At 49.9% G+C, this 12,043-nt stretch carries 9 protein-coding genes; 4 read left to right on the top strand and 5 right to left on the bottom strand.

Going from position 1 to position 12,043, the window contains the following annotated elements; all coding sequences use genetic code 11:
* Nucleotides 1-43 precede the first annotated feature (43 nt).
* Nucleotides 44-2,203, bottom strand: coding sequence for an assimilatory nitrate reductase catalytic subunit NasC (locus H7F26_RS08625; protein ID WP_016885148.1), 2,160 nt, complete (start codon nt 2,201-2,203; stop codon nt 44-46).
* Nucleotide 2,204: 1 nt separating this feature from the next.
* Entirely contained in the window at nt 2,205-4,499 is a 2,295-nt protein-coding gene (gene nirB / locus H7F26_RS08620; protein ID WP_003178977.1) for a nitrite reductase large subunit NirB, read from the bottom strand.
* 260 nt (nt 4,500-4,759) lie between these two features.
* Here nirB and H7F26_RS08615 point away from each other — a divergent pair, with 260 nt between their 5' ends.
* Genes H7F26_RS08615 through H7F26_RS08605 form a run of 3 tightly spaced genes read left to right on the top strand, consistent with a single transcriptional unit; the run spans nt 4,760 to nt 7,645 of the window.
* Nucleotides 4,760-5,332, top strand: coding sequence for a DeoR family transcriptional regulator (locus H7F26_RS08615; RefSeq protein WP_016886382.1), 573 nt, complete (start codon nt 4,760-4,762; stop codon nt 5,330-5,332).
* Nucleotides 5,333-5,351: 19 nt separating this feature from the next.
* A complete protein-coding gene (locus H7F26_RS08610; protein WP_313770536.1) occupies nt 5,352-6,998 on the top strand; it encodes a copper resistance protein CopC in 1,647 nt (548 codons plus the stop codon).
* Nucleotides 6,999-7,000: 2 nt separating this feature from the next.
* The gene (locus H7F26_RS08605) at nt 7,001-7,645 is read left to right on the top strand and encodes a YcnI family copper-binding membrane protein (RefSeq protein WP_003178971.1); all 645 of its coding nucleotides are present in this window, start codon (nt 7,001-7,003) and stop codon (nt 7,643-7,645) included.
* Between the two features lie 47 nt (nt 7,646-7,692).
* Here H7F26_RS08605 and H7F26_RS08600 read toward each other — a convergent pair whose 3' ends face one another.
* Nucleotides 7,693-8,184 (bottom strand): hypothetical protein, encoded by a 492-nt coding sequence (locus tag H7F26_RS08600; RefSeq protein ID WP_003178968.1) that lies wholly within the window; start codon nt 8,182-8,184, stop codon nt 7,693-7,695.
* A gap of 164 nt (nt 8,185-8,348) precedes the next feature.
* Here H7F26_RS08600 and H7F26_RS08595 point away from each other — a divergent pair, with 164 nt between their 5' ends.
* On the top strand, nt 8,349-9,233 hold the full coding sequence (locus H7F26_RS08595; protein WP_003178966.1) for an EamA family transporter: 885 nt from the start codon (nt 8,349-8,351) through the stop codon (nt 9,231-9,233).
* 46 nt (nt 9,234-9,279) lie between these two features.
* Here the strand turns inward: H7F26_RS08595 and gabD are convergent, their stop codons facing one another.
* Nucleotides 9,280-10,674 carry a succinate-semialdehyde dehydrogenase gene (gene gabD, locus H7F26_RS08590; protein ID WP_009330176.1) on the bottom strand — a complete coding sequence of 465 codons (1,395 nt, stop codon included), beginning with the start codon at nt 10,672-10,674 and terminating at the stop codon, nt 9,280-9,282.
* On the bottom strand, nt 10,649-12,040 hold the full coding sequence (locus tag H7F26_RS08585; protein ID WP_003178960.1) for an APC family permease: 1,392 nt from the start codon (nt 12,038-12,040) through the stop codon (nt 10,649-10,651). Before H7F26_RS08585 ends, gabD begins: the two co-directional genes overlap by 26 nt.
* Nucleotides 12,041-12,043 lie beyond the last annotated feature (3 nt).

Below are 12,043 nucleotides of genomic sequence, written 5' to 3'. Positions count from 1 at the left end.
CTATCACAAATTATAGTTAATTTTGTAAACTTTTTATGACTTTTTATGACAATTTATTCACAAAATTGTCAACTGACGGACGAATTTTCACGGAGCAAACCTTAAATCCCGGCATGCTGCAGGACGGATCGAGCGTTTCCGCTATCAAATCGTTCACATTTTGCGAATCCGCCCAATGCATCGGTACAAAAACGGTATCCGGCCTGATGGCTTCCGACCATTTGCTCCTGACGATGATGCTGCCTCTTTTTGATTCCACCCTGACCAGCACCCGGTCGCCAATATTGTACTTTTCCGCCGTTTTCGGATGGATTTCCATAAATGATTCAAAGTGTCTCGCCTTGAGCGCGGCGCTCCTTCTCGTCTGTACCCCGGTTAAATAGTGAGACATCACCCTTCCGGTCGTCAGAATAAGGGGATACTCCTCAGTCGGTACATCTTTTTTGACCTTTGGTTCGTTCGGGACGACGCACATTCTTGCTTTTTTGTCCGGGTGGGAGAAGGATGATTCAAACAGGCGCTGTGTTCCAGGGTGCCCCTCTTCTGGACAGGGCCATAAAATGCCGCCTTCCTTTCTCAGACGTTCATAGGTGATGCCCGAATAGTCGGCAATTCCGCCGCGGCTCGCTTTTCTCAATTCATTAAAAACATCCTCTGCCGATCGATATGAAAAATAGCGGCCTTTTCCAAGCGCTTTAGCGATATCGCAAATAATTTGCCAGTCATGCCTCGCTTCACCGGGACACGGCTTTGAGGCTTCCCTTAATGTCACTCTGCCTTCCAGATTGGTCATCGTTCCTTCGTCCTCGAGATAGGATGATGCTGGGAGAACGACATCCGCGAGTATTGCCGTTTCAGAAAGAAACAAATCAACGGCGGCAAAAAACTTTAATTTACCCAAAGCGGATTTGACAAAGCCGGCGTTCGGGCTGGATACAACAGGGTTTGAACACATTAAAAACATTCCTGTAATTTCGCCTTCATGAACTTTCTTCATCATTTCATAAGCGGATACGCCTTTTCCCGGAAGATCTTCAGCTTTTATGCCCCAAACATCCGCAATATAGGCGCGGTCGGCTTCATTTTCAATCGAACGGTAACCTGGCAGCTGGTCTGCTTTCTGCCCGTGCTCCCGCGCCCCCTGCCCATTTCCTTGCCCGGTGACGGCGCCGTAGCCGCAAGCAAATTTGCCGATTTTCCCCGTTGATATTAGAATATTCAGTAAATTTCTTACAGCAGCCGTTCCGTCAGTCTGCTGTTCAACCCCTCTTGCCGTGAACAGCATTCCCGTCTCCTCGCGGGCGAATTTTACCGCGGCTTTTTTGATCTGCTCGATTTGTATCCCGGTTTTGGCCGAAATGTCTTCAAGCGATAAAGATGCTACATGGCGCTTGACCTCTTCAAACCCTTCAGCTCTATCTCTGATAAACGCTCCGTCTGTCAGCTGTTCTTCAATGATGATTTTCAGCATTCCGTTTGCGAGCGCGGCGTCTGTTCCCGGCTTGATTTTCAAATGCAGGTCGGCGATCTTGGCCGTTGCCGTTTCGCGGGGATCAATGACGATGATGTACGCCCCGTTTTGCTTCGCTTCTTCAAAATACGGCATGATCGTCGGCTGGCACTCGGCGATATTCGTACCTGCGAGGATGATGACCCTTGCATGGGGGATCTCGGAAAGGGCATTTGTCAGTCCCCGGTCCATTCCGAAGGTTTGATTTGCAGCTGTTGCGGCCGCCGACATGCAAAGCCTGCCGTTGTAGTCAATATGCTTCGTCTTCAAGGCGACGCGGGCGAACTTCCCGAGCAGGTACGCTTCCTCGTTTGTAATGGACGCGCTGCCGTATACACTCAAAGCATCGCGGCCGTCTTCATGCTGGATCGCTGTTACTTGTTCTTTGATGTACTGAAGCGCTTCTTCCCATGACACACGGACGAATTCACTGTTTTTTTTGATCAGCGGATGGGTGATCCTCTCTGAATGAAACGCGTGCTGATGGGCGTTCATCCCCTTCATGCACAGCCGCCCCTTTGTCGTCGGATTGTCTTTTCCGACCGCCGTGTACTTTTTTCTTGTCACAATCGTCTGTTCAATGAGCTGCATTTTGCACTGCATGCTGCAAAATGGACATTGGGTGTCATACGTTTTTTCGGATTGCACTTCTTTTTGCTTTGTGCGAAAGTACTTTAGCAATCGTTCTGTCAATTCACATCAGCCCTTTTATCGTTTCTTGCTGAGCCAGCCGCTTTTCTTTTTCAAGCCGTTCGATCAGCTGGCCGCGAAGTCCGTTGTCAAATAAAACTTCCCGGATATGAATGATGCCGGCGCGTTCAATCCAATGCCCGATCTTCTCAAGATAGTTTGCTGTTTCGCGGTAATATTGAAGCAGGCCTTTCATGAGTTCACCCGCTTCCTCCGCCGAGTCGGCTACTGAAAGCAGCTCTCCCGGGGAAGCATGCTGTCCTCCTTGGCCGCCCGCATAAAACTCCCATCCTCCGTTTACTTTGAGAAGTCCGATGTCATGAACTGAAGCGTACACGCAATCGTCCAAACAGCCCGACACCCCAATGGAGACCTTGGCCGGAATGAGGAGGGATTCTGCTGCTTTTTCCAAGTCTGCTGCCAATGTTTGAATCTGCGGTGATCCGCATGGGCACGTTTTAACCGCGGCGATCCGCTGCTGTTGCGGCGGGCAATACGGCATGCCGAGTTCTTCTTTCACGCGCTCTATAAGCTCCGGCTTAATGCCGGCAAGCTTTAATCTCTGATGGTGTGTCATGTACACCTCTTGAATTTGATATTTTTCAATCACTCCTGCAATGCGCTTCAGCTCTTCGGCATTCGTCCGGCCTCCGTACATTTGCGGGATGATGGCATCCGTCTCCTCTTCGTGCTCCTCATAGGCGATGTCCGGACGGATCATTTTTAAATAGTAGTGAAGCGCGGGCACGCAAATCCGGCATCCGCTGCTATTTTTCCAGCCGAGCGCCGAGATGACTTCGTGAACGGAAGAAAGATTTCTCATCTGTATTTCGTTCACGACTTCATCTTCCGTGAATGAAGTGCAGGCGCACATCGGTTGTTCCGCCGCAGATATGTGACCATCATGTTCGGCGGTATGGAGGAGCAGTTCCTCGACCAACGGCCTGCAGCCGCCACATGACCCGGAAGCTTTTGTACAGCGTTTGACCTCCTCGGCCGTCTTTAAACCGTGCGTCTGTATCGCTTCCATGATCATGCCTTTTGAAACCGCGTTGCATTGGCAGATCGTTTCACGAACCGCCATAGAAGCGACTGAACTGTCTTCCTCCGATTGAAACAGCTCTTTTTTGACAACGGTAATATCCCTTTGTTTGATGATGCTTTCCAACAGCCTTTGACTGCCGCTGGTGTCTCCGTATAAAATGACGCCGGCCATTTTATCCCCTTGAAAGACCGCTTTTTTATAGACTCCGGCCGCTTCGTCTAAAAGTTTAATAGCCGTCGTCGAGTCGTCCTCTGTGATTTTCCCTGCCGAAAAGACGTCGATTCCGGACATTTTTAAAGCCGCGGACTGAACGGAGCCCTGATAACCGGAACATTCGAGGCCGCAAATATGTTTGGCCAGCACTTTCCCCTGCTCATACAGTGGCTTGACTAAGCCGTAGACCGTTCCGTTATGCTCCGCGCATTCACCGACGGCGTAGACATTTGGAACATTTGTCTCCATATAGTCGCTGACGATGATCGCCCTGTTGGTTGAAATACCGCTCGCCTTGGCCAGTTCGATATTCGGTCTGACACCGGCAGCCATGACGACGAGATCGGCGCTGATCTTCGTCCCGTCTTTAAACCGCACACCCTCGGCGCGCGATGTTCCTAAAATCGCCTCTGTATCTTTCTCCAAAAGAAAATGGATCCCTTGACGCTCCAGCTCTTTCTGGAGCATGGCAGAAGCCGGCGGATCAAGCTGAGTCTGCATGATTGAGGAAGAGTGGTGAACCACATCAACCTTCATCCCGAGGTTTGCCAATCCCCGCGCCGCCTCAAGGCCCAATATTCCCCCGCCGATGACGGCCGCTTTTTTAAATCGCTTTGATGCGTTTATGAATGCCCGGCAATCGTCTATTGTTCTAAAACCATATACCCCTTCTTTGTCTGCACCATGAACCGGGAGGATAAACGGGGAAGAGCCCGTCGCAATGATCAGTTTGTCATAAGCGATTTCGCGGTTTTGATCTGTCGCCACCGTTTGATTAACCGTATCGATTGCGACAGCCGTTTCCCCTGTATAAAGGGTAATCCCGTTTTCTTCATACCAGCTCCGGCTTTTTGTCATCACATCGTTCCAATCCGTTTCTCCCTGAAGGACAGAAGACAGCAGAATCCGGTTATAGCCCGGGTGTGGTTCGCTGCCGATGATGACGATCTCAAACCGGCTCCCGCCGTGTAGTGAAATCTCTTCGGCCGTGCGAACCCCTGCCATGCCGTTTCCTATTAAAACAAGCCTTTGTTTCCCCATTTTCTCCCCTCCCCTCTGCAGCTTTGCTCCGGATTATTATTTCACATTGCATCGCTAAAGCGTGCAAACCTGTTACATTTCCTGACAAAAAATTTTAGAAACAGGACGGTTTGACCAGTACCCATTGACGACGATTCAACGGCTTTGGCCGCGATGTTAAAGTTCAACATTTCATCACATTTTTTATCACGTTCCGCTTGTTTCTTTTCCTTCAATCTACTAGGCTTATAAGTACAGAACATAAAGAACGGGGGAGGAGAATGCTACCGATTAAAAGAAGGGAGCAGATTTTGGCTTGGATCAAAGAAGAAGAATCTCTGCGCATTTCGGAAATTTCGAAAAGGCTGAACGTCTCTGAAATGACCGTTTACCGCGACATTAAACCGCTCGTTGAAAACGGGCAGGTCATCAAGACCGCAGGCGGAATTACGCTAAACAAGCCGAAGCAGCAGCTTGGGCAGCTTTGCGTCGTTTGCGGAAAAGGGGCAGGTTCGAGGCTTGCCGTGCAAATTGTCAAAAACGACAGCCAAATTGAACAGTTTTGCTGCGCGCATTGCGCAATGCTCCGCTATGAGAAAGTGAAAGATGATGTATCACAGATTATCTGCAGGGATTTTTTGCTGGATACGACGATCAGCGCCAAAGCTGCCGTCTTTTTGCTGGATACAGATCTTCATTTGAACTGCTGCGAGCCGCATGCGCTCCCTTTCGCTTCTGAAGCAGAAGCGCGGAAATTCAAAAAAGGCTTTGGCGGACAGCTGTTATCGTTTGACGATGCCGCGCTTCTGGTCCAGAAAACGATGAAGAACAGCTGCTGCAGCCTGAAGACATGAAATTTTGTTAAGAGATTGGATGAATGTGATGAAAAGAGCAACACTCTGGGCAGTTCTGGCTGTTCTTTGTACCATTCTGCTGCCAAAAGCCGCTTTTGCTCACGCTTATATCGTACAATCAACTCCTGCTGAAAATCAGGAGCTGAAAAAAGCGCCTGAAGAAATTAAGATCGAATTCAATGAAGCGATTCAGAACGGGTTTCATTCGATAACGGTCAGAAATTCGTCGGGTGAACGGGTAGATTCCGGCAAAACGGAAATCGACCCCCAAAACGCAAAGATCATGACCGTCAAGCTGAAACCGAAGTTAAAGGATGATATCTACTCGGCCGAATGGAGAGCCGTATCCGCAGACGGTCATCCTGTATCAGGCACGATCCCTTTTAGTATCGGAAACATTCAAGGCGGGCTGCCGAAAGATCAGCAAAATCAAGCATCAGGCCTGCCGGCAGCCTATATCGTCATTGAACGCGTCCTTTTGTATACCGGTTTCTCCCTGTTCATGGGAGCCGCTCTTTTTCAGCTCGTCTGGCACCGACCTGAAAACGGCTGGCCGGGTGACAAAAAGCGCCGTCTGAAGCGGATCACGAATGTGGCGCTCTTATTGACAGGGGCTGCCATCATCATTCAGCTGCCACTGCAAACAAAAACAAACGCAGGCGTTTCCTGGATCGGGGCTTTTCAGCCTTCGCTTTTAAAAGAAACGCTTCTGAATACGACGGGCGGAACGCTGTGGCTGATCAACATCGCCATCATCGCCTTGCTTGTTTTCTCTTCGAATAGAAAAGGCCTGAAGAGCGCGATCTTGAGCCTGTTCCTTTTTGCCGGACTATTGTTCGTCAAATCGCTCGACGGCCATGCCGCTTCGACGAGCGCAGGCTATATGACAATCGCGATGAACTTCATCCATCTGAATGCCGCTTCCATTTGGACTGGCGGACTCGCGATGTTTGTGCTGTTTTTCGGAAAAGACTGGCTGAAGCCTGACAAAAGTTTGATATGGGAAACCATTCGGCGCTTCTCGCCATGGGCGCTCGCTTCAGCAGGGCTACTCATATTCTCGGGCCTTTTCAACAGCTTTTTCATTGTTCATACACTGGATAACCTGTTCGGGACGGCTTACGGAAAAGCGCTCCTTGTGAAATCGGCGCTCGTCCTTCTCATGATCGGACTCGGGGCATTTCACTATTTTCGTTTTAGAAAAGCGCCGAAACAGCAGGACGGCCGTTCGATGAAAGCTGAATGGGCGGTCGGGCTTCTCATTCTGCTGACCACGGCGGTTTTCACCAATATTCCAAGTCCGCCCGCGCCGCTGCCGCAGCCTTTCAGTGAGACGAAGCAGCTGACGGAAGGAAATACGCTGTCACTCCGAATCAGCCCAAACATGCCGGGCTCAAATACGTTTGAAGTCACCGTCAGAAACAGAAAAGGAGACGTCGTCAAAGATATCCAAAAAATTGAATTAACCGTTGAGAAAACCGGGCTTTTCGGGGATGACAAGGAAAGCACGTTCAGCCTCAGCAAAAATAAAGACGGTGTTTTCCAAACGAAAAATTTAAATTTAAGCGAAGACGGCATCTGGAAGATCCGCGTTCACGGATTAACGGCGTCATTTGAGGAAATCAGAACAGTTTTCAATGCAAAAATTAATAAAAAGGAGTTTTGATTATGTTGAAAAAGACATTATGGATGGGTGCAATCCTAGCATCATTTTTGCTTTTCTCCGTGCCGGTCAGCGCACATGTCACGGTAAAACCGACCGAATCAGCAGCAGGCTCATGGGAAACATACACTGTCAAAGTACCGGTTGAAAAAGACAACGCCACGATCAAGGTCGTTCTCAGCATGCCGGACGGTGTTGAATTTCAGCAGTATGAACCGGTGCCGGGGTGGAAAACAAGCACTGAAACCGGCAAAAACGAAAAAGTAACAAGGGTGACGTGGGAAGCCGAAAACGGCGGCATTCAGCCTGGTGAATTCCAGCAGTTTACCTTCACCGCCAAAAACCCTGACAAAGAACAAAAGGCCGCCTGGAACGCATACCAATATTATAAGGACGGCACAATTGTCGAGTGGACCGGTGATGATGACGCCGATACCCCGCATGCAATCACAAGCATTGTCGACGCTGCAAAACTCGGACACGAAACGGTTGATGCACACGGCGCTTCAACGAAACAAAACGCTGCCGCAGAAAATGAAGACAGTCAAGGAGGACAAGGGATTCAAACCGCTTCCCTGATCCTGTCGATCCTCGCCGTGCTTCTTGGAGGTGCTGCGCTGCTCTTGACAGTGCGGAAAAAGAAATCGTAAAAAATGAAATGCTGTCGGGAACAACCCGACAGCATTTTTGTTTCATTTCAGTCCGAATCCTGCACGATCTGATAATACATGCCCGTTTTTTGATCGACCACCGGCTCCAAATGAAGCCCGTCATCAGTCTCAAATGTACCATTCAGGCGATCTGCATCCCCTGTATATAACGTGTACTTTCTTCCCTTAGGGGTTGTGAACGGCGCGGAAGCTTCCGCATTCTCCGTTTTCGGGTGGTCCGATTTTACAATTGCGTAATTTAAGTCGCGGTACCATTGATAGTTGCCGTTTTCCCTTTTGATGTGTGCGAGGCCAATCCCCTCTCCCTCCGAATCGCCGAATCGAAAAACGACGACTTGTTCACCGTTTAAATCGATTTTGTCTATAATATCGTCTTTTGTAATGCTTTCATAACGAATGCCGTTCTCAATCGCTTTCTGTTCGCTGTTCACCCATTTGGTTTGTTCCTCAGCCTCTTGGGCGCTCGCACATCCGGCGAGCCAGATCAACAAGAAGAATAAAACTGTTCGTTTTTTCATCCGCTTCCTCCAACTTTAATTGTTTTTTGGCCATTATATGAATTCGGCCAGCGTTGAATATTTCCTCTTTTCAGGGAAATTTCCGAAGCGGCGATTCAAAAATCCGCAAACTTATCTTACAATAGAAAAAGTTCTGAATGATCGAGTAGGGAGAGATCGTTAGTATGAAAGTATCGGTTCTGTTTGTCTTGCTTGCGGCAATTTTATGGGGAACGACGGGAACAACCCAGGCATTTGCGCCGAAAGAGGCGGCACCTCTTGTGTTCGGCGCTGTCAGAATGGCTGTCGGCGGCATCACCCTGCTCTTGTTCGCGGCTTTCCGCGGTCAATTGAAACGAAGCGGCTGGCCCGTTAAAACGCTGATCATCGCAGCATTGAGCATGGCATTTTACCAGCCTTTCTTTTTTTCAGCCGTCAGCCTGTCAGGAATCGCCGTCGGAACGGTCGTCGCCATCGGCAGCGCTCCGATTATTGCCGGCTGCCTCGAATGGCTGGTGTTCAAAAAGGTTCCGCAGACGAAATGGTGGATCGCAACTGCTGCAGCGATAGCAGGCGTAGCCTTATTATTCATTCCCTCCGCCTCATCGGGGGGGAGCTTTCTCGGCATACTGCTCGCACTTGGCGCCGGTCTTTCCTTTGCCGTCTACACGCTGACAAGCAAGAAACTCCTGCAAAAGCAAAAGCCGGAGGCTGTCACAGGCACCGTATTCTTTTTAAGCGCTGTATTGCTTGCCCCGTTGTTGTTTCTGTACGATCTCGGCTGGATCTCATCGGTTCAGGGAATGGCTGTCAGCCTCTATATCGGGGTCATTGCAACCGGAGCCGCGTACCTGTTATTTACGACAGGATTGGCAAAAGTGCCCGCCTCAACGGCGGTGACGCTGTCGCTTGCTGAACCGCTTACAGCGTCGCTGTTGGGAACCGTGCTTGTCAGGGAATCGCTGCCTCTTGTTTCCTGGGCCGGGATCGCCCTGCTTCTTTTAGGCATTTTTTATATTTCCTATCAGCCCAAAAAAGATAAAATAAACGCTGAACAGATGAAAGCGTAAAAAAAACCCGCCCGGGGATATACGGGCGGGTTTTCATGTTGTCTTGTTATTCATCCAAACCGATGGACAAATATTTTGTTTCCAAATACGGCTCGATGCCTTCCAGTCCGCCTTCGCGTCCGATACCGCTTTCCTTCATGCCGCCGAAAGGCGCCTGAACGGTTGACGGTCCGCCGTCATTCCAGCCGAGAATGCCGTAATCAAGGTTTTCGGATAAATAGATGCCGCGGCGGTAGTTTTCCGTAAAGAAGTATGCCGCTAAACCGTAAGGCGTATCATTGGCGAGCTTGACCGCTTCGTCCAGCGTTTTAAAAGACGTAATCGGCGCAACGGGGCCGAATGTTTCCTCATGCATGATCGTCATTGAAGGATCAACATCCGTCAGCACTGTCGGATGGACAAAGTAGCATGATTTCTCATCATCGCTTTCGTATTCGGCGCCGATGAGAACTTTCGCCCCTTTATTCACCGCGTCATTGATTTGATCGACGATTTTTTGGAAGCCGTTTTTATTGATGATCGGCCCGATTGATACACCTTCTTCGAGTCCGTTCCCGACTTTCAGCTTGGCGACTTCCGCGCGGAGTTTTTCTGCAAATTCATCCTTAACCGATTCATGAACGATCAGACGGTTTGCACAGACGCACGTTTGTCCGGCATTCCTGTATTTCGAAAGCATCGTCTGCTTAACGGCGAGGTCAATGTTGGCATCTTCATCAACGATCAGCGGGGCATGGCCGCCGAGCTCCATTGACACATGCTTCACCGTCTCGGCGCTGTTTTTCATTAAATGTTTGCCGACAGGTGTTGACCCGGTGAACGTAATCTTGCGGATCAGCGGATGGCTTGTAAAAATAGAGCCGATCTCTTGTCCGTCGCCGATCACACATTGAAGGACGTCTTTCGGAATGCCCGCTTCGTGCCCGAGACGGACGAGCTCAAGCGCCGTTAAAGGCGTATCAGGCGCCGGCTTGATGATAAAGGTACAGCCCGCCGCCAAAGCCGGCGCCGCTTTTCTCGTGATCATCGCCGCCGGAAAATTCCACGGGGTAATCGCCGCAACAGGTCCGACTCCCTGGCGTGTGACGATGATGCGCTTGTTCGTCACAGAGGCGGGAACCGTTCTTCCGTAGATGCGCTTCGCTTCCTCCGCATACCATTCGATATAGCCTGCGCTATATAAGACTTCGCCCTGCGCTTCAGCGTACGGCTTGCCGTTTTCAAGCGTAATCAATTTTGCCAGCTCGTCCTTCTGCTCCACAATTAAATCAAACCATTTTTTCAGCAAGCCCGCTCGTTCTGCAGCCGATGTTTTCGACCATTTTTGAAATGCCTCATGCGAGCGTACGACAGCTTCTTCGACTTCCTTTGCGGATTGCTGGGGAACCGATTTGATTTTTTCTCCAGTCGCAGGATTATATACTTCTAGCATGCTGGTCATGTTGAATCTCCTCCCCTTTACGTTTTGAACTGCTGTTGTATAAAAGAAAACCGATCAATGTCCATCCCGCCAAGATCAGCCACTCATACGGCCATGTGAGCGCGGCCGGCATGCCTGGCAAATAAAAGGCAAGGAAGATAACACTTAAGAGGATAGCAGATATACCCGTTGTTTTCCACTTATTGATTTTATACGGCCTGTGTAAATCCGGCTCTGTTTTTCTCAGCTTCATGAATGCAATCGAGACGATCAAATATCCGACTATAATACCTGTTCCCCCTGCATTGACGATCCAAACAAGGGCAGGGCGTCCGAGCAGCGGGGCAAAAAACGCCAGCGCACCCAGAAATAAAATTGCATTAGTCGGCGTTTTATACTTCGGATGGATGAAGCCGAACCATTTCGGCACCATGCCCTTTTCCGACATTGCAAACAGAATCCGGCTCGCGCCGATGATAAATGCGTTCCAGCTCGTAATGATTCCGGCGACGCCGCCGAGGACAAGCACCGTGCCGAACAGCTGGTTCCCGAGCAGATTGACCATTGCATCCGCGGTTGCCAAAGAAGTCGTCGCAAGCTCGCTTTCTGACAGACCCATCGTTACGCCGAATACAATCAGCAAATAAAACACGACCGCACTGATAATCGAAATAATCAAAATTTTGCCGATGATTTTTTTCGGGGCATTAATTTCAGCCGCAACCTGAGGGATGACGTCAAATCCGACAAATAGAAACGGAATCATGACAAGGACGGACATCATACCGGAAAACCCGTCTTTAAAAAGGGGCTGTACATGTTCGAAATCACCGTTTACCAAGGCGCCGCCCAAAAGGAGAAAGCCCGTGGCGATAATCGCAATCGTAAAGACCGACTGAAAAATCGCGGCCGGCTTGACGCCGAAGTAATTGAGCGCTGTCAGGACGACCGCACCTCCCGAACCGATCAACACCCAAGTGACATACACGTCCCAGCCGCTTAGCGACCAGAGAAACCCCTGATGTTCGACAGGCAGGACGTAATCGATGACGGTAGGCAATGCGACCGCCTCAAATGTAATCACCGAAACATAGCCGAACAGCACACCCCAAGCGGCGACAAAAGCCGTTTTTCGTCCGAACGCCCTGTAGACGAAAATCAAGCCGCCACCCGTTTCAGGGATGGCAGAAGACAGCTCCGCGTACGTTAACCCGATTAAGATGACGAGTATGCCGCCGATGATAAACGCGATCGTGCTGCCCAAAAAGCCGGCTGTCGAAATCCAGTCGCCGGAAAGGACGACCCAGCCCCAGCCGAGCATAGCTCCGATCGCTAAAAATAGCACATCCGTCTGCGACATCGTTTTTTTCATTTGCTGTTTACCCATCAA

The organism is Bacillus sp. PAMC28748 (assembly GCF_014250415.1).
Lineage (GTDB): Bacteria > Bacillota > Bacilli > Bacillales > Bacillaceae > Bacillus > Bacillus licheniformis.
Note: the sequence above shows the minus strand (reverse complement) of the source record. Positions and strands in the feature narration are given on the sequence as shown.